At 53.2% G+C, this 18467-nt stretch carries 17 protein-coding genes; all 17 read left to right on the forward strand.

Annotated features, from left to right (window positions below; all coding sequences use genetic code 11):
* Positions 1–55: 55 nt before the first annotated feature.
* Positions 56–937, forward strand: coding sequence for a hypothetical protein (locus AC07V9_RS07305; RefSeq protein ID WP_495015057.1), 882 nt, complete (start codon positions 56–58; stop codon positions 935–937).
* Between the two features lie 14 nt (positions 938–951).
* Positions 952–2610 (forward strand): type II secretion system protein GspD, encoded by a 1659-nt coding sequence (locus AC07V9_RS07310; RefSeq protein ID WP_495015058.1) that lies wholly within the window; start codon positions 952–954, stop codon positions 2608–2610.
* Positions 2610–3539: a hypothetical protein gene (locus AC07V9_RS07315; protein ID WP_495015059.1), complete on the forward strand. Its 930-nt coding sequence runs from the start codon at positions 2610–2612 to the stop codon at positions 3537–3539. The genes AC07V9_RS07310 and AC07V9_RS07315 overlap by 1 nt, the downstream gene beginning before the upstream one ends.
* Entirely contained in the window at positions 3517–4035 is a 519-nt protein-coding gene (locus AC07V9_RS07320; RefSeq protein WP_495015060.1) for a hypothetical protein, read from the forward strand. The genes AC07V9_RS07315 and AC07V9_RS07320 overlap by 23 nt, the downstream gene beginning before the upstream one ends.
* A gap of 1 nt (position 4036) precedes the next feature.
* Complete coding sequence (locus AC07V9_RS07325) at positions 4037–4714, forward strand: hypothetical protein (protein ID WP_495015061.1); 678 nt, start codon at positions 4037–4039, stop codon at positions 4712–4714.
* 2 nt (positions 4715–4716) lie between these two features.
* Entirely contained in the window at positions 4717–6507 is a 1791-nt protein-coding gene (locus tag AC07V9_RS07330) for a GspE/PulE family protein (protein WP_495015062.1), read from the forward strand.
* A gap of 269 nt (positions 6508–6776) precedes the next feature.
* The gene (locus AC07V9_RS07335; protein WP_495015063.1) at positions 6777–7244 is read left to right on the forward strand and encodes a type II secretion system protein; all 468 of its coding nucleotides are present in this window, start codon (positions 6777–6779) and stop codon (positions 7242–7244) included.
* 14 nt (positions 7245–7258) lie between these two features.
* Complete coding sequence (locus AC07V9_RS07340; protein ID WP_495015064.1) at positions 7259–8428, forward strand: type II secretion system F family protein; 1170 nt, start codon at positions 7259–7261, stop codon at positions 8426–8428.
* Between the two features lie 2 nt (positions 8429–8430).
* Entirely contained in the window at positions 8431–8949 is a 519-nt protein-coding gene (locus tag AC07V9_RS07345) for a prepilin-type N-terminal cleavage/methylation domain-containing protein (RefSeq protein WP_495015065.1), read from the forward strand.
* Positions 8933–9943 (forward strand): type II secretion system protein, encoded by a 1011-nt coding sequence (locus tag AC07V9_RS07350; protein WP_495015066.1) that lies wholly within the window; start codon positions 8933–8935, stop codon positions 9941–9943. Before AC07V9_RS07345 ends, AC07V9_RS07350 begins: the two co-directional genes overlap by 17 nt.
* A 43-nt stretch (positions 9944–9986) precedes the next feature.
* Positions 9987–11183 carry a radical SAM protein gene (locus tag AC07V9_RS07355; RefSeq protein WP_495015067.1) on the forward strand — a complete coding sequence of 399 codons (1197 nt, stop codon included), beginning with the start codon at positions 9987–9989 and terminating at the stop codon, positions 11181–11183.
* Entirely contained in the window at positions 11183–12325 is a 1143-nt protein-coding gene (locus AC07V9_RS07360) for a radical SAM protein (protein WP_495015068.1), read from the forward strand. Before AC07V9_RS07355 ends, AC07V9_RS07360 begins: the two co-directional genes overlap by 1 nt.
* Complete coding sequence (locus AC07V9_RS07365; protein ID WP_495015069.1) at positions 12322–13440, forward strand: radical SAM protein; 1119 nt, start codon at positions 12322–12324, stop codon at positions 13438–13440. Before AC07V9_RS07360 ends, AC07V9_RS07365 begins: the two co-directional genes overlap by 4 nt.
* Before the next feature lie 231 nt (positions 13441–13671).
* Positions 13672–14046: a hypothetical protein gene (locus AC07V9_RS07370; RefSeq protein ID WP_495015070.1), complete on the forward strand. Its 375-nt coding sequence runs from the start codon at positions 13672–13674 to the stop codon at positions 14044–14046.
* Positions 14047–14051: 5 nt separating this feature from the next.
* Positions 14052–15599, forward strand: coding sequence for a hypothetical protein (locus AC07V9_RS07375; protein WP_495015071.1), 1548 nt, complete (start codon positions 14052–14054; stop codon positions 15597–15599).
* Between the two features lie 42 nt (positions 15600–15641).
* The gene (locus AC07V9_RS07380; protein ID WP_495015072.1) at positions 15642–16700 is read left to right on the forward strand and encodes a radical SAM protein; all 1059 of its coding nucleotides are present in this window, start codon (positions 15642–15644) and stop codon (positions 16698–16700) included.
* Between the two features lie 121 nt (positions 16701–16821).
* Positions 16822–18426 carry a radical SAM protein gene (locus tag AC07V9_RS07385; RefSeq protein WP_495015073.1) on the forward strand — a complete coding sequence of 535 codons (1605 nt, stop codon included), beginning with the start codon at positions 16822–16824 and terminating at the stop codon, positions 18424–18426.
* Positions 18427–18467 lie beyond the last annotated feature (41 nt).

The following is an 18467-nucleotide window of genomic DNA, read 5'->3' on the forward strand; positions in this document are numbered from 1 at the left end:
TGGAGCAGTGGCTGACCACTATTACGGATAACAGTCACCTCCAAAGGATTTTGTTGTGAAGCATGCCCTGTCCATTCTGGCACTGATGATCGGCTGCCAAGCGGCTTATGCAGCGAATAGCGCTTTCGACGACAGCGCTCTCGCCCGCAATCAAGCCTTGTCCCCGTTCGATCGGTCCTACGAGGCCGGCCGTGCACAAAACATTAACCAGCCCGTCGATTATCAGCAGACCAAGCCAAGCCAAGGTCTGAAGCTTGATTTGTCGGTTGATGATCCAGTCATTTCTGTTCAGGAGACTGAAACCGAGCGTAAGTATCGGCAGACCCTGGTCGATCTGGAATCCAACAAACAATCGTTGATGTCCGCCCGCAAAGAAACGGAGCGGCAGCTCGAAGCAGCGAAGGCCACTGCTGAAGCTACGGCTGCCAAACGTCGTACTGACCTGCTAGCGCAACAAGTTGAAATTCAGCATGCGCTCGAACTAAACCGGCAGGCACAGCAGCAAGCTGAACGTGTGAAATACGAGCAGGTCGCCGATATCGCGAATATCAAAGCTCACAGCGATCAGCTGTTGATGCTTGCCGAAAACAACGCCGAAGTCATCGAATCAGCCGCACACAAGCGAGTGATCCTTGAGCGCATCGATCCCACTGTCGTGATGAACGAGCCGGTGACTGCTGAGTACCAGGCCGCAACCTTGAAAGAGATCGTGGGCGGAATCATGCCCAACGGCTGGCGGGTGCAGACGGACTTCAATCGTAAACCAGAGCTGGAAGTTCGCAGATATCAGTTCGTATCCACTGACGCGCGTGATCTCGCCCTTCGCCACCTGACCGCATCCATTCGAGACGCAAAGGTTCGGTACCAGTATTTCTGGGATCTGAGGGATGCCCAAGGCAATCCTTCGCCAATGATCCTTCTCACCGATCGCCCGTAACGTAAGGCCAGCAAATGAAGCTCAAGCACATCGTACTTGCACTGACACTGGCTTCCGGGCTGCTCGGTTGCCAGAATCAATTTGAATTTTCACCAGAGTCCCAGCACGCGGCGCTTCGTCCTGAAGCCCACGACAAGATGCAGGCTCTGCGTGGGAGCACCTACGTCCGCGAGATACGTACGGAGGACGCCGCAAAACGTCGTCCGGTGTTCCTAACGCAGAAAGCGATGCCACTTCGTTCGGTGCTGGCAGAAACCCTGCCTGGGTATTCGATCATCCCCCGCGGGAAGGTGAATCTGAACGATACGATCGACGTCGCTGCAAGCGGGATGCAACTTTCCGATTTCATCGAATACATCGAGGGAACCCGGGATCTTGACATCAAGATTGAGGGAAATCGGATCATCGTCAGCAACTTTGAAACTCGTGAGTGGAACCTTGCTGCCTTTGCGTCAACACGCAACGTAAACAACGTTATCGCATCAACCCAAACACGTGGTGCGAAAGCCGGTGACAGCGACGATGACAACAAAGAAACAGGCTCATCGACTGGTAACGTAATTGGGTTCACTTTGTCGGAAGATGAATGGACCAAGATTATGGATGGTGCACGCAAGATCATTGGTGCGGCGGCTGAAAAAAGCGGCTCCGCAGGTGGTCGATATGTAGGCGCATCCGACAGCACGTCACTCGGCGGCGGCCGTGGCGGCAGCACTCCGGGCGGTTCTTCGAATATGCAAAGCTCGGGACTGAATTTCGATGTTCAGACTCCGATGACCCTTCCTGGCAGTTTGGGCGATTCTGAAGATATCCCTCCATACATTGAAGGGATTCGTTCGGTAGGCATCGTCACTGCCGGCGGTAAGCCCTCGAAGATGAAAGTCCTTGATCGCTACTTCCAGCGGGCAATCGCTGAATCTACGAAGGTAGTGAACGTCCAGGTCGAAGCCTACGATGTACTCCTGACGGACGGAAAACAGAAAGGTATCGACTGGAACCTCCTGGTCAACTCCACCGTTAGTGGCAACCCTCTGGGTCTGAACTTCTTCAATACTTCGCCTACGAGCGATGACCCTTTCTGGAACGTTCAAGGCACCTACAGCTCGTCCAAGGTCACCGCTAAAGCTCTGGTCAAATTCCTTGAGCAGTATGGCCGCGTCGAGTTGAAAGATCAGCCGAACATCACGGTACGTAACGGCGTCCCAGCGCAGATCTACGCAGGGGAGGAGCTGACCTATATCGTTGATGTCGAGCAGTCCCAGGATGAAAGCGGGAACGTTACGGTTACGCCGAAGCTCGGCCGCTTGAAAGTCGGTGTGACGCTTAGCGTAACGGTTCGAGTGCTGGACAATGACCAGTTGCTGGTTGACGTATGGCCAGTGATTTCCAACCTCAACGACCCAGACACGATTCAAATCGGCGACTACTCGTTCAATACACCTCGGGTCAACCTCAAGGAATTCAGTACCCAGCTTATTACCTCCTCTGGGCAGTCTGTGCACCTTGGCGGTTTGATCACCAAGCGAATGAACGAAGCTCTTCGCCAGCTGCCATGGCAGAACCTAGTGACCAAGGCGGTATTGAACCCGCTTACACAAGGTATCAACAATCAACTGGAGCGTCGCGAGCTGGTGTTGGTTGTTACTCCAACCTTGGTTGAAGGTGCTTTGTGATGTCCGAACTTCAGCTAGGGATGCCGATTACGATCGATGGTGAAGATGTCATCATCTTTCGTGACACGATCGGTAGTGCTGCGCTGTCGACAGGTCGTGACGCCGAGGTGTTTACGGTTGTCGAGCAAGCGGGGCCCGACGGCCGCCCCCCGATCTACATCGATGAGAATGAGCTGCGTACTCTCCGGGAAAATTTTCCGGGTACGAACGTGTACGGGCTGTGGCAGGTTTTGTTTGCAAACAATCTCGTCCCGTTGGGGGACGAGGTTGTGGTTTTTCCTACCAGCGAGACTGGTGGTATCTACCTGCAGATGGAGCAGAACACAGACTATGAAAACCCTGTAAACATTAAGCGGTCTTCAGAGTACACCGATAACTATTCTGCTGAGCTCTACGGAATCGACCTTGGAGCAGCGAAACGAATTCGAGTCGATCTCGCTGAGCTGAAGCTGCCTCTTACACCCGCTTTCACTCGGGTAGAGCTGTTCTCAAAGAAACAGCACGAGCGTACAAAGCGATGGTACTTGACTCTCTGTATCTGCACAGTTATCGCTGTGGCAGCCGTGGGTTACAACTATGCCATGTATTCGATCTATCGGATGAATCTGGCTGAATACAAAACAAAGAAGCAGCTCAGCCAGGATCTAGATGCTCGTTCATCAGCTCTCCTGAAAGAACGCTTGCCAGTGCGTCCGGATAATTCTGAGGTTATTGGCCGAATCGATAAGGTCCTTGCGTTTGACCCTAAGATTTCAACACCAACTGCGGCCGGTCACACCAATGGGTTCACAACTGGACACATTTTCCTCACAAGACCAAATTACCCAGCAGACCTCTCGGCCAAAATTCCAGGTGTAACCGCGGAGCTGACTCCGCAAATGGGCTATTTGCTGACGGTGTCGCCAGATGCCCAGGGAGTTTCTCATTAACATTTCTTTCTTGAAGCGTAGTCTGCGGGGTAAGGCAAATAAGGCCCACGCAGAACCAATCTTTACCGGTGCGATGTATCTGGTAATTCTTGCCGTGGCGTTTGCTGGCCTAAAGGTGACAATGACCTTGGGTGAGGGGCGGAAATTGCCCAACGATTACAAGCAAATTGATCGAGTAAACAGTGGACTGCAAAACGACATTGATTCGATCAACAAGCTTCCTGTGCTGCCTAAGCTGGAAGGCTCCTGGCGCATCGCCCGCGCTACTGCCGTCATTAATGGTGTCGAGTTTAAAGCACTCGATGATCAGACAAAGGGCGAACAAACCAATTCCTATTCAGGTCCGCTTCGGAACTGGCCGTCACAATTAAGTGGCAGCCCACGAGCCGTTATTGGGGTCGCCGCAAAGATTCAATCTGAGGTTCCGACGTTCTTGTATGACTACACGATCTCGGGCGGAATCATGAAGTTAAATATTACAGTCGTAGGGACTTGAGATGAAGTTCTTTAATGGTTTTGCCCTTTGCGCAATAGCAAGCGTCTTATCCACCGTGTCGCATGCGGATGATGCTGACCAAGTACTCGACCGCGAAAAGACCATGACAACCATGGAGTATAAGCGCAACCAATTAAAGGTTCAGGCTGATATGGCTGAATCTTATAAAAAGATGTCTGATGCAGGGTTTATTGTCGACTCAGATGGTAACCCTTTGGGCGTTGAGAGCATTCAGAGACTTGGTGTTGAAGTACGGAAGCAGGGTAGAGCGCCTGAAACAAACCCATTCCAGAGCGCATCAGGTTCACCAATCGTTCCAAACGCGATGCCGTTTATGCTCGACCAACCGACAATGAGTGGCTCCGTGCCTTCTAACGGAAGTCCTTTCAACCAGCAGCGTCCGCCTATGCCTGGCCCTGCAGCAGTTGTAAAGACGGAGCCTCAAAAGCAACCCGCATCGAGCGACGAAGAAAAGAAGGTATTGGCACTTCAGCAAGTTCGCGGCGATTCGGTGATCCTGAGAACGAGTGATGGTGATCGCTTGGTTCGAGTTGGAGAGAAGGTCTACGACCTTACCCTGACGCGGTTCTCGGTTGATAAGGCCTACCTGAAAGGCCCGAAAGGGACCCAGGTGGTATCGATCGACTGGACTTCATCTAAGCGCTACGCGGACGACTGATCATGACCGATGAAAGATCCAAACACATCGAGCTACAGCAAAAAAGAATTCTTCATCACTTGGTGTCGGAGGGCAAGATCTTGCCCACTCAGGCACAGTCCCTTCCGACCGCAGAAACCGTTGATTCGATTATTCCGGACATTACTCGGATGGCGAACAACGAGGACGCTGTGGTCTCAGCAGTTGCGGCCACATTAGGCAAACCAGCTTTCTTTGAAGTTGAAGTAGGCAGAAAAGCTTTAATGCCTGACAGCTCTGAAAACTTTTGCGTCTACGATGGCATTGTGTTTTTAACGAACCCAATGGATGAGCGAAGCATCGGTCGCGCACTTGCCTGGGCAAGGCAGAAGAAAACTGATGGGACCCTCAAGCACACTGGCGAACTCCGGATTGGAGTGATTGGAGCTGCAAGGCTCGACAGCCTAAGAAATACTGATATTGATGATGAAGACGTGGTCGCCGCCGATGGCGAAGCAGCAAAGGTAATCGCAAGGAAGCGAATTGAGGACATGCTTCGCGATGCTGCCGCGAAAGGCGCCACCGACATCCATCTTCAGCCTACCCAAGGCGACCGTATTCAGGTTCGGTATCGTATTGATGGCGACTTGCGAACGCAGCGAACCTATCCCAATGGCTTTCACGATTCCGTGTGTCGCGTTGCGATCGAAACGCTTTGCAACATGACGCTTGAGACAGGTACTCCCCAAGACGGGAAGTTCAGCTTCGAGCTCACAGGCAACAAGAAAATCAGCATTCGCCTGAGCTCGATCCCCGTTCAGCGTGGTGTTGATAAAGCGCTGAAAATCGTAATGCGACTACTGGGCAACGATACGTCACTGGCGATATTGGAGGCACTGAATCTTTCAGATCGTAACTACAGGATCTTCAGGCGGCTAAGCGGTCAGCCGAACGGCTTGATCGCTTTGACTGGCCCAACCGGTTCGGGCAAAACCACAACGTGCAGTGCCATCCTGGTTAACGCCTATCGCAACAACCCAGATCGCAACTATCACACGATTGAAGAACCCGTTGAGATCACGCATGAGGGTATGACTCACACGGAGTGCGGCAAGCAGCTGACGTTCGCTGATGCGCTTCGATCTCTGTTGCGTCAGGACCCTGACGTTATCTATGTCGGTGAGATGCGCGACGACGAGACTGCTGACCTTGGATACAAGGCTGCGATGACAGGTCACCTTGTGTTGACAACTCTCCACACAAACAACGCCCACGAGTCTATCGGCCGACTAGAACGGATGGACGTCCCGTCCGACATCATTGCCGCCAATACCTCTGCTTTCGCTGCGCAGCGTCTCGTGCGCCGACTCTGTCGTGATTGCAAGATCGAGTACCGCCTTAAAGACAACGTCGACGAAGCTCGGACATATGGTCAAAACCCAATCTTTGGTGGGGATACCAACGCTTTGCTCTTCAAGGCCAATCCGAAAGGCTGTGCTACCTGCGGTGAGGAGTCAGGGGGCATGAAAGGTCGTGCTGGCATTCTCGAAATCCTTGAATTCACTCCTGAGGTTCAGGAAGCAATCCTGTCGGGAGTGAGCCCAAGTGTGTTGCGCAGAAACGCTATTGCTGACGGGTCGTTCCTGGATCTCTGGGACGATGGGTTGCGGCTAGTAAAGCAGGGCGTAACCAGCTTTGTTGAGCTAGAGCGAAATCTCCGTCCGTACATGACCGACAGGGTCGGCGCTAATAAGTCCGGCAGGGTAGCGACACAAAGCGGTGCCCACCTTTCTAGCGTTCAAACCACCGACATTCGAAAGCAACCACAGCTCTAGCCCTCCGTATAAGTCGGATATCAAGGCTGAATTTGGAGGGGGTGTTTTGGATAGCGTTCGTCCAAAACATCTCCGACAATCTCACCGGTTGGCTTATCACAGAATTAACGGTGATGGGCTAGGTCAGCACCAATGATGCCCAAACAGCCGGCTCGGCCAGCGGGCAGAGAAAGGCCGCCTCGGCGGTATTACACGCAGCACAAACACTAAAGGTCTGATAGGTCAGGCCTGAGTCGAACCCAGCATTAAACCACCGAGGCAACTCCCAGATGACACACCAAACACGTGTTCTTCACGCAGGCATCCGCAAGCAAAAAGGTTTCACTCTGCTCGAGATCGTGATCGCCATTGCGATTGTTGCAATGCTGGCAGCTTTTATCTTGCCAGGTCTGCTGCAGAACAAAGAAGACGCCAAATACAGCACTGCGTTGACCCAGCTCGAAAAAGATTTCCCGTCGGCAATTACTCGCCAGGTTTCCCGGACCAACACGTGCAGCACCACCACGATCACCAAAGCTCTGCTTTTGGAGCGCGGCCTGCCTACCACTACCGTCTGGAACACAGATTGGTCGGTTGCGTCGGTGACCTCGAACCTGGTGACCATCAATTACACCATCGACTCGACTGACGACAACACCGCGGCCGACATGGCTACGGCTTTGGGCAAGACCAACAACGTCCAATCCGCAACTGCGAGCGGTACTACCCAGATCGCCGTCGCTTACCGCTGCAACTGATCGAGGTTTGAGAGATGGCTTACTGGCAGATTCGCTACATCGGAGAATCAGGGTCTATTGAGACCTCTTCGTCAATCAAGGCCGAGAGTCGCGAGCAAGCCATTTCTCTATTCGGTCGACCTCCGGCCTTTATCCAGCAAGTGAAAGTAGATCACCTTGGTGCGGTGAAGGCCGCTTTTGAGAAGAGGTTTCCACCTGTTGAGCAGGTGTTAATGCTCTCCGCAATTGGCTCCAAAATTGCGTCGGGTAAAACCATCTCAAAAGCGATCAAGGAATCGGTGGACTATGGCCGCCTAGGTTTGTCTTTTGCAGAATTGGACCAATGCGAGACGCCAAAGGAGTACTTCACAAAGCTGCGGTTTGACGAGACGGCGATTCTGATTGCCGATGCGGGCGACAAAGCAGGCAAGCTTGCTGAATCGCTTTTCCGCGCAGGTAGGGCTATTCAGGAACGAATCAACGCCAAGAAAGAATTTGGTAAGGCCATGCAGCAGGGTTTGCTGTACACCATTCTGGGCCTCCTTTTTATGGTCGGTATTCCACTGTGGGCGGGTGGAACAATGCATGATTTCATCGAGGTCCAACGTATCCCGTTGCAACTCAATACACTCAGTAAAGTGATCATGTTTTTGCACATGGCATACACGCAGTATTTTGTATTCATGCTCGCGGGTATCGCTGCAATTTATGTTTTCCGTGAAAAAATCTGGGACAACATTCGAACCTTCCCGGTCATGTCATTCATCAACGATCGGATGAAAATTTCTCGGGGGCTGGATTTTGTCACCACCTACCAACTCTTGTTTGCAAATGGCTTCAACAACCTCCAGAGCTTTCGATTTCTGGCCACCCGTTCCAAGGGGTTGACCCATCGGCTCTATCAAGAGGCATCGGAGCGTTTGAACGAGGGTCGTCAACTCTCCGACGTTTTCGACAGCCCCGAATGGCCCCCAATCATTCACCAAAACCTCCAAGGCTTTGAAGACCAAGGTCCGGCGGGAAGGGACATGATTCTGTCAAATCTCAGCGAAGCGTTACGTGCCTACTACTTGGAATATTCCGCGCGAGTTAGTCGAGCAGCGTCCATGGTTGGATTTGCCATGATGATCCTGACCATCATGATGTTTGCCATCGGCTTCTACATGCCCATCGTGAACCTCAACTCCGCTCTGAAGCAGATGTGAAGATGCGCCGCGGACAAGAGGGTTTTACCCTCATCGAGATCATTTTTGTCTTAGCGATTATTGCCATCCTTACGGCTGCAATATTGCCGCCGTCTCTCGAGCGGGTGACAGAGGCAAAGGTAGATGCATCACTAGACCAGGCCCGAATGGTCCTTCAAATCTGTGACATTGCCCGTACCAAGGCACTGAGTACTACCGTTGCTGCCAATGGGGTGTACAGCCATACCTATGGCTCGCTGGACAATTGGTCCTCCACTGCAACGCTGCAGGCGAAGCTGACTAAGGACTACAACCTTCCTGATCTGAACCCGTTGAATAGCCAAATTTTGGTCAAATTCGACGCGGCCCGATGCTATGTCGCGGTTGATCTGCCGTTCCTGCAAAACAATTACGGTGGTTATGACACAGAGACTATCGCCGGAAAGACCAGAGTCATTGTTTCCACGAGACCCCGTAATTCTGCTTACCCAGCCTGGGTTGTTAACCAAAAACGGATGTTGCACGATGAAGAAACACGCTGACCTCAGCAAAAGCCAAGGCCAGGCAGGCTTCACGCTCATCGAGCTTTCGGTCGTGCTCGCTATCCTCGCGCTAATCGCCGTTTATTCTGTTCCGAAGCTGATGGAATCGATAAATGAGAAGCGCGCGAGCCTCACCGTACAGGAAACTCAGGCGGTGCTTGACGCAGCGAGAACGTATCGAATGAAAAATGGTGCGTGGCCAGGCAACTCAACGTGCTCGAATGCAAAAAACGTTCTTGAAGGCACCGTACCGCCCATGCTGTCCGGAGTAGGGGATAAGAACAAGTACAACTCAGCGATCAGTACCCAGTGCACGACCTATACCTTCAGTGTCACCCAGAACATCATTGAAGACTGGGACGGCGATGTCGCGAACGGTTTGCCCGCGACCACCATTACGGACGCCGCAAATCACACGATTAAAAGCACGATTGGCGTCCCTGGATCGGAGCCGGCCCTCGACGCGAAGCTCACTCGGATTGCAACTGGTGATCCCGAAGATAATCGGATGCGGACTGCATTGCTGATGGGCCAGCAGACCATTGCTGAAGGTGGCGACATAGAGCTCTCGAAGGCAAATCCCACCATCATTGCTCAGAATGGTGCACTGAACCTTGCTTCAGCGTCCGGGGATGTGAGCATCGCTGCGACAAATACTCTAACCGTAGACGACATCAGGATCAGGAATCGCAACAACGCGCTGCTAACGGATCTACTTCCGAACTACGTTCAGAAGGGAACATATCTGGTCAGGCACGGCTGGGGCGTTATAAAGCCTACGTGCTCAAACGGCGGCGTGCCTAAAGCCTCTCTAAGGCCGGGGATGATGTCTGGTGGCTACGAAGCTGGTGTATCTGGCAACGGTATCTTTGGCTTTGTGTATCGGCTGATTGATAACGGCAGCATGTGGATTGTCCAGACGGACATCTGGGGTAACGCCGATGAGCGCAACAAGCTCGACTCTCTAGTAGATGTTTACTGCTACTACCCATAACGCTCTGAAATGACATCCGCCAGCCACCATAGGTTCATGACCCGTGCCGTATTCCGTCATCATTGCCAAGCCCACTAAAGAGTGCAACGCAGACTGTACGTACTGCTCGGCACCTCCCGATGGCAACCCTGGATGGACATTTTCTGAATTTCAGAAGATGTTCGATCGCCTCCTCGACTCGTTCACCCCTAACGTCCAGTGGATCTGGCACGGGGGAGAGCCGATGCTGATGGGCCCTGAGTTTTTCATCCAGTGCGCTGAATACGCCAGGCAACGGCACTCGGGTATCAAATTCGCGATTCAGACCAACCTTTTAGGCTACAAGTCATCTCGTTGGAAGGATGTGTTCGAGACCGTCTTTGAGGGGCGCATTTCTACCAGCTTCGATCCCTATAAACGGTATCGAACTGTTAAAGGGTCGGCTGATACTTACGATCGGCTATTTTGGCGGGCCATGGATTCGGCCATCGGTGACGGCTTTCGCCCATTAGTCATTGGGGTATATGACGAGGGCGCAGCTCCAGCTGCATTGGAAATGTACAACCTCGCAAAAGCGTATGGCGTGTACGGCTTCGACATCCGACTGAACTATGCCTACCCTGCCGGCCGGGTCCGCGATTCTGGCATGTTGATCAAACCTGGAACGTATGGGCAGATGCTGATTGATCTATATGATCGTTGGATCACCGATCTACCGGCTTTCAACATCACACCGCTGGACCAGATGCTTCAGAAAGTAGCGGGGTACCGCAGCACACTGTGTCCGTGGACGAAGTCGTGCGGCGGGAAATTCCTGACTATCGATCCGGATGGGTCCGTGTACAACTGCAGCGAATTTAGCGACCTCGGCGATGAACGTTACCGCTTTGGGAATATCCTCACGGGTGAGGTTTCCGCTGCAACGCCAGTCGAAGTCAAATTTTATCCTCCTGCTGAAATTGTTCCTGCGCTAGCGGCCTCCTCAGCATCGAAAGAAATCATGCGGCGGCAGTTCAAGTTCCCTGTGGACTGCAAAAGCTGCGAGCATTTTTCGGAATGTGAGGGGGGCTGCGCTCGCGACTCGGTTCTCTTCGACCGAGGGATGGGGGGGAAGTTTGGATACTGTGAGAGCTGGAAAATGGTGTTCGCCAGGCTAAAGCAGTCCGTGCTGTCTGGTGAGGCGGACAACCTCTTACTCAAGCTAGGCATCACACCGGCCGATGCTCGCGCACGTGTCGATGCTTTGGCGATGGTGTCCTGATGTTACAGGTGTACTTGAAGCCGACAAACTACTGCAATGTGGGATGCGATTTTTGTTACCTGCCTGAGGATGTCAGGGCTAACAAAACACGGATGTCTCCCGAGACCTTGGAGCACTCACTTCAGCTGATCCGTGATCTCGCGGCACGCGAGGGGCACGAAAGAGTGTCGATTCTCTACCACGGAGGTGAGCCGTTGACGATGACAGCAGAGGCTCTATACGAGTTCTCTGATGCTGTGCGTGCTGGGCTCAGCAATCTCGAAATTCAAGAATCAATTCAGACGTCATTGATCCCGTTAAGGCCCAGTCATCTAAGGTTCTTGCACGAGCGGTGCGGGTCTTTTGTTGGCTCATCCATCGACTTTTCGGGGCGAACTATTCAGGGGTCTTCTGAGCGGTATGCGGAGCTCTGGATGGAGAAGGTTGAATTGGCGCGCTCAAATGGCCTGCAAGTTGGGCCGGTCATGGTTCCGACGCGAGGTGAGATGGCCCGTGCGAGCGAAATCTACAGTTGGTTCAAACTCAACGGATTCCATCACTTCAACATCGAGCGCTACAACAGCCAGGGTATCGACGCCGATCGGCCTGACAATCATGAGCATGCGGCCTTCCTGCGAGAGTTGTTTGACCTCTCTGTCGTTGATTTGAGAGAGACAGGAACCTGTGTCACGAACAATGCCGTGGGTGCCTCTATCGCAGGTGTCATGAATGCCCAACCCGGAGAGCGCTGGGGTGGTACCTGCCAGCGCGATTTTCTGGTCATCAACCCGGACGGTAGCCTAAACAGCTGCCCTGACCGTATGGAGTATGAGGTCGACAAGTGGCCAAAAGTCCATGACGGGGTTGATGCATTCCAAGCGAGTCCCGCCAGACAGGGATGGATCAAGGTTCAGTTCATAGAGCACGTCGAAAACCACTGTCGTAAATGCGAATTCCGTACCTGGTGCAAGTCAGGATGTCCCATCACATCGCACCAGGTGCATACGGGGCAAGGTGAATGCGCAGGTTACCGCACGCATCTTTTGCACGTTAAAGAGTTTCTGAGTGGCCATGATGGCTTTCGCCTTGCCTCAGCCTATCTCGCGGCTGCTGGCATTTTCCGCTACGACCCTTACACCTACGGCATTGAGCGAATTCAGTGAGTATCGGCGCCCCAGCTTTTGACCACATGGTTTATGTCCGTCTAATTGAGGCCTGCAATCTCCACTGTGAGCATTGCTTTATCCCCAACAATCCGAAACGGATGGACTGGGAGCATGTGGAAGCAATCCCCGCAAAGGTCCGCACCTTCGCCGCGCCCGGCAATACCATCCTCTTTCAGATGCATGGCGGCGAACCAACGCTCGTCGGTGTTGAGTTTATGCGGAAGGTGGTGGTGTATCTCCGCTCTGAACTATGCGAATACAACGTCGAGTTTTCGCTCCAGACCAACCTGATGACATTCGACGGTCGCTGGGCCGACCTCTATCGAGAGTTCTTCAATGGTGTAGTAGGCGTGTCCTGGGATCCGGTCATACGACGCACTAAGGCGAGTAAGCCTGAATCCAACGCGGATTTCGAATTGAGGTTTTGGGAGAATCTTCAAGCTTTGCAGTCAGCAGGGCTTGAGCCATACATGGTCATAACAACGACCCGAATCCTCATGGAGAAATATCGCAATCCTGCTGATCTGATCGAGTTCTTGCGCTCCAAGGGACTGCGTCATGTTCATTTCGAGCGTCTGACACGAACCGGATATGCAATATCCAATTGGGACAGGATTGGAGTGAGCAACCGTCAGTACAGTATGTGGATCGCCAGGTTCGCAATGGCCTACTCACGGTATGTCGAGACTCCCCGCGACCACATGCAGGATCTACACATATCCCCTCTCGATGGGCTCATGGAGAGCGTGCGGCGCTTAAGGCGTGGCGAGCATGGCGGATACGGCTGTCTATCAGGAGCGTGCGATACACGCTTCCATACGTTCGATGACGGGGGGTATTACAAGGCTTGTACCGCTCTGACCTCTGAATCCAACAATCGAAATGCTGTGGGTGCCGCAGTTGCAGATCCTGAGCACCTTCAGGACAAGCGTGAGGTACGCCAGCTCGATTGCCACGATTGCCAGTTCAAGCCTATTTGTAGCTCAGGCTGTATGGCTACGCCGCGGGCAGATGAGAGCGGCGAATGCGCCGGCGGGTACACAGCATTTCGGTTGATTAATGAGCAGATTGCCCTATCAGATCAACCTTCGTTGATAGCGATCGGCGGGTAAGCACACAGCAAATCCTTCTCAGAATTTTGGGCCGTCATTTTGGCTTCGTCTTTTGAAGACAGGTATGTACTATCGCGCCATACCCGTCAGCCTCTCTGAGTCCGATGCAGAATCAGCAAGCAGTGATGAACGACGAATAATCGAGTTAATGCTACATCCAAGTCCGCCCTGTACGGCAATGGGTGAGTAGTCGGCCTATCGGCCGCGTTGAAATTCTGGAGAGAAGGCAAAATGAGCAAATTCACACCCAATCGGGTGTTGGCCACTATGGCTGTCAGCGCCATTGCCGTGGCGGCATTCAATAACGTGTCGACCAGATTCACCATTAACGAAACCCAGGCTGAACTGGAGAGTGATTCACAGGTTTCCAAAATGCGAAATCTGCTTGAGATGAATCCAATCAAGCCTATGGTCGAGCGTCATGCCGATACTCTGAATAGCGTTGTGACATACGATGCTGTCCCCCAGATCGACAATATGCTGCTGGCTACGACGGCAACTGCCAAGGACATGGACTCCACCAACGTCGGCGACTGGGGCTATTGCCATAGCGCTTGCCACGGTGCTTGTCACGGGGCGTGCCATGGCGCGCGTGGCTGGCGGTAACAGACATGAAGAATTTTTTGTCCTTCAAAGGGCTGAAGCGACTCTTCGGTCTGAACGCCACGCCTGATGACACTGAAGACGCGGGCAAAGCTGACAATTCTGAACCTGGTGCGGCAACCCCAGCTAGCGTGCTTGCACCTCAGAGCGATGTTCAATTTGCAGCGCCGGCGGACCGTGACGATGAGTCAATACCGGAGGAATATCGGTATACCTTCGTCTTCAACAAGAAGGTCTCGGAGTTACGGGAGACGTTCCAGGAACAACACCGGCTGATCCGGGAAGAGGGTGCTGAGAAACCACGCAAAAATGTTGCCTATCAGGCAGTGGTCTGCGATGAGCAGCTTAACCACATCCCTCTCGATGCTCGTTCAATCGGTTTGCTGGTGCAGGCAGACGAGAACGACCCGACGATGCTGAGTGAGAACTTCGAGTTCAGCCTTATTCTGGCTACGGGTGGCACCGCGGCGGCGGGTACGATTGACGTGCCCTTCAACACGACAGTCGACACCCAGGAAATTCTCAATCAGGCCGAATCAGCTGGCTTTGGAATCAATTTGCTGCCGCCAGCGAATGCAACAGTCGTCAATGAGGACATTGCTGCCTACTGTGACTTGATCCGTGACTACGGCCGCATTTCCTTGACCAGTGCGAATAGCAATATCCGTGTCTCGCCGATCGACGGGTACATGGAATATCTGCTGTATGCGGAGCTTGGCTACAAACCAGCTGTCATTTCGACAGACGACATGATGAACCTGCTCTACACAGATGCGATGTCTGAGCCAGTAATGGATCACGTCAAAACCTGCATTGAGGAAGTGGTGTATGAGGTTCTGGGTCCGGACTTCAAAAAAGAGCTGCTTGAGCAGACCGTAAAAGCTCTGCATCTGAAGAACCTGCAATTCCGGGAGGCTCGCGCGGCAATTCTGGAATCTGAGCTCGACAGCCGCACACCAATCCCCAACATGATCCGGATTCTGGCTGAGGTTACAGACCTCAGGGTTGCTGACGCTGCTGGGCTACTATTTGAGCTCAAAAACTCCATCCATACTGTGCTCGACAAGTACTTACCGCCGGCCCCCCCGGCTGATCCTGAACCTATTGTCGATGGCTCAGATGCCGAAACTGGTGCTGAAAATGCTTCGAAAGCAGTTCAGCTGGTGGAGCCTGGTGAGGAGAGTACTGACCAGCTAAATGGTAAGCGGGTTCGTTCGCCGAATGCGAAGCAGGCTGCATTGGCGAATGCGATCTGCCTCATGGCTGGATCAGTTATCGGTGGCCAAGACGCGCTTAAGACGCTTTGGGCATCAATTGAGGAGTCGACCCAACTCAAGGAACGCATCAATCTTGACCGAGGAACTACTCAACCGAGCGCCGCAGCATTCCGACTTGCTAATGCAGTGGGTGTAGAACCAAAAGTCGCTGCATTGGCCGCCGGCGAGCTCGCTACTTTTGCACAGGTGATTCTTGAGGCCGGTGGAACGATCGACCCACCCCCACCTCCAACCCCTCCTAAGCCAACTCCTCCAAGTGGCTTAATCGCAGTCGGATAAGCAACCGCTGGCAGCTGCCGCTGCCAGCTCTAAGGTCTAGTGATGCGTTCAGAGGCTGTAGGGTTCATCAACGTTACTCGACAGTGCAATGTCGACTGCAAGCGCTGCTATCTGACGGAAGAGCACCGTTCTGCCAAGGAGCGATTAAGCGTAACCCTCCTTGAGCGCTTTCTCGATTCAGATTTTTGGCACGACCGCGACAGCACTCTCATCTGGGAAGGGGGCGAACCAACAGTTATTGGGTCCCAGGCCATGCAGCTATTGGTTGATGCCGCCCGGCGAACCTTGCCAGAGGCCAGCCAAACCATGGTTACCAACTGCTTTTCGGTACCCGCCTGGCTGGTCGACATGGTGAAGTCGGAGTTTAGTGGGCGAGTAGAAACGACCTATGCCCTTGGTCACAAATTCAACCTGGCCGGTTCCGAGAATGCCTACCAAACCAAATTCTTCGAGGGTTTGAGCAAGTTTTGGGAAGCCGGCATCCGTTGCGTCGTCAACGTAGAGCTAAACATTGAGACAATTCGCCGAGGGGCTGCCACCCTCGCCGATGTGATCTATCGAAGCGGTTGTCGGGCTTGGGAATTCGACATCTCCGTCGACTTCGCAAAATTCTTGTACGCACCGATTTACCACCCCTCGACAACCCCGGCGCTACCGCTAACTGTGCCCTATCAGGACGCTTGGAGTTTTTTAAGCGAATTGAGGAATCAGCACTACCCCAGGTTGCGTGAAGCTGGAATTTCCATTGGGGCGTTTGAGCAGCAGGTGGGAGTTCAGAACATGCAGTTCAATGTACTTTCAGAAGACCGTTTTCTTACTCTGAACCCGGACGGTATGGTTACGACCAACCCCCTGTATTCTGACCTGGCAGACACCTTTCTGGGAAATCTCCACACGACTTCGCTTGATGAGATGATCACCTCAAGGAACCGACTCAGCCGCGTCCTTCATGAACGTAAGCGCGTAAGAGCATGTCGTGACTGCACTCATGTCAGCTACTGCGGTGGCGGGCCTGCACACGTGCCTGTGTTTGATGGGTCCGGTGAATGCGCCGGAGGTGGGACTCTTTGGGATTCTCTGCGGCAGGTGCAAAGTGCATAAAGCTTCTCGCGTAAACCAGGCCAACATCAGCATCACTGCCACCCGGTGGTGCAACAGACGTTGTACACACTGCTACATAGACCCGGCAGAACTTGCGAACCCAACTCAGATGGAGGAGTCGGTGTTCCGGGCAGTCTTTGATAGTGTCGCCGAACTGGTGGCTTTGGATAGTGGGCTAGAAGAAGTGGAGTGGGAGCTCATTGGTGGGGAGATCACAAAGCTGCCCGTTGAGTATTGGGAGCGGAATCTGCCCTATGCACTGAATCGATGCCGCGAGTTCAACGCAGGCTTCAAAACTCCGGGGTCGATCAACGTACTCACCAATCTGATCTTCGCAAACGATAAGCATAGGGCCGATTACGTCGACCTATTCAATCGCTACGGGGACTGGCCTGAGATGGCCATCTACACCTCTTGGGAGCCCGATACAAATCGCTTCGGGAAGAACATGAAGCTCATGGGCGCATGGTCGGAGACTGTCCGCGCCATTAAAGCGAAGCAGAAAATTCTCGATGTCATCCTCACCAAGACAACGGTAGCGATGGGGCCTGACTATCTGCTGGAAACTTTCCTGCCCTTGGGTATCACCGATTTCAGCATCAAAATGATCTCCCCATATGGGTCCGGACGCACGTTCTGGCAACCGAACATGGTCTCCTTCAAGGAGATGAGTGACTACCTCTGCAGGCTGTTCGAGATAGCACCTCCGGGCATCACCTTCACGCCGGCGGATGAGATGTCAGGTGCCGTATTTCGAGGGACCAGCTATCAGTGCATTGGGAATTTCAGATATGACCTGGCCGTCGAGCCTGATGGGCTTACAACCTTCAACGCTAACCAGACCACTGCCGAGGCAGCGCTTGGTGAGCGGAAGATCTATGTAGGCGATGAGGATTGGGCTTATCGGGTATTGGCTGACAACACTCAGGAGCTCGATAACAAGCTTTCCCGGTACCACAGTTACTGCTTCCAGTGTGAGTTTCACTCTGCCTGTGCCGGCGGCTGGTACCACTACCGTGTTGCTGAGCCCGCGGATGTGCGACCTTGGGATCAGGGTGATTGCCCGGGCTACAAGCAGCTGTGGACAAAGGTTAAGGCGCGGCATGGCTCATTCGATCCTGTCCAGGCCAGACACCTTTCCGAGATGAGGTCTCTTGTCGCGCAATCGCGCAAGGATAGTCACATTCCGGTTTCATGCGATGAACCGGATGGCGATGGTCAACACTTCTCGGAATGGCTCCAGGATTCCAAGGGTGGGCGGGTGACGGTTGTTGCTGGTGGAGCATTTGGTAAGCCACTGATTGAGCGACTATGGGCCTACCAGGCAGTAGACACTCAAACTGTTGTGCCAGCCTCCACGCTTCAGGAGATTAGCCAGAAGGAACGTCGAGTCTTTATTGAGCACGTTGTGTACTCAGACCTGCCGACTGTTGAGGTTGATGCATTGGCAATCTGGCAATGGGTAGATTCCTCATTGGGGGATCCATTAGCAGATCTTCTGCTCAGGGCGGAACAGGGTGCTTCGTCGATCGGATTGTCACATGAGGATCTTCTGGTCGCCGGGCACAACACTGAACTGGTTCGTTGGGTGCTTCGTTACGGCCGCAGGAGCGGAAATGAACATGATTGGGGCAATTCACATCCCATCATCGGCCAGCTAGCCCATCATCTTCACCTCGAAGCTTTAGCCAGGGATCGAATCGAGCGCAGACGTCTGATGAACTGACGTTTGCCTCGAAGAAATCGCTCAGCAGAAGTGCGATTTTT

The organism is Pseudomonas sp. GW821-FHT02A11 (assembly GCF_059421985.1).

Excerpts from the sequence above, each read along its gene's own strand:
- AC07V9_RS07345 (WP_495015065.1), top strand. The coding sequence starts at position 8,431 with ATGCGCCGCGGACAAGAGGGTTTTACCCTCATCGAGATCATTTTTGTC.
- AC07V9_RS07330 (WP_495015062.1), top strand. The coding sequence starts at position 4,717 with ATGACCGATGAAAGATCCAAACACATCGAGCTACAGCAAAAAAGAATT.
- AC07V9_RS07340 (WP_495015064.1), top strand. The coding sequence starts at position 7,259 with ATGGCTTACTGGCAGATTCGCTACATCGGAGAATCAGGGTCTATTGAG.
- AC07V9_RS07375 (WP_495015071.1), top strand. The coding sequence starts at position 14,052 with ATGAAGAATTTTTTGTCCTTCAAAGGGCTGAAGCGACTCTTCGGTCTG.
- AC07V9_RS07325 (WP_495015061.1), top strand. The coding sequence starts at position 4,037 with ATGAAGTTCTTTAATGGTTTTGCCCTTTGCGCAATAGCAAGCGTCTTA.
- AC07V9_RS07320 (WP_495015060.1), top strand. The coding sequence starts at position 3,517 with ATGCCCAGGGAGTTTCTCATTAACATTTCTTTCTTGAAGCGTAGTCTG.
- AC07V9_RS07315 (WP_495015059.1), top strand. The coding sequence starts at position 2,610 with ATGTCCGAACTTCAGCTAGGGATGCCGATTACGATCGATGGTGAAGAT.
- AC07V9_RS07335 (WP_495015063.1), top strand. The coding sequence starts at position 6,777 with ATGACACACCAAACACGTGTTCTTCACGCAGGCATCCGCAAGCAAAAA.
- AC07V9_RS07310 (WP_495015058.1), top strand. The coding sequence starts at position 952 with ATGAAGCTCAAGCACATCGTACTTGCACTGACACTGGCTTCCGGGCTG.
- AC07V9_RS07370 (WP_495015070.1), top strand. The coding sequence starts at position 13,672 with ATGAGCAAATTCACACCCAATCGGGTGTTGGCCACTATGGCTGTCAGC.
- AC07V9_RS07380 (WP_495015072.1), top strand. The coding sequence starts at position 15,642 with ATGCGTTCAGAGGCTGTAGGGTTCATCAACGTTACTCGACAGTGCAAT.
- AC07V9_RS07350 (WP_495015066.1), top strand. The coding sequence starts at position 8,933 with ATGAAGAAACACGCTGACCTCAGCAAAAGCCAAGGCCAGGCAGGCTTC.
- AC07V9_RS07360 (WP_495015068.1), top strand. The coding sequence starts at position 11,183 with ATGTTACAGGTGTACTTGAAGCCGACAAACTACTGCAATGTGGGATGC.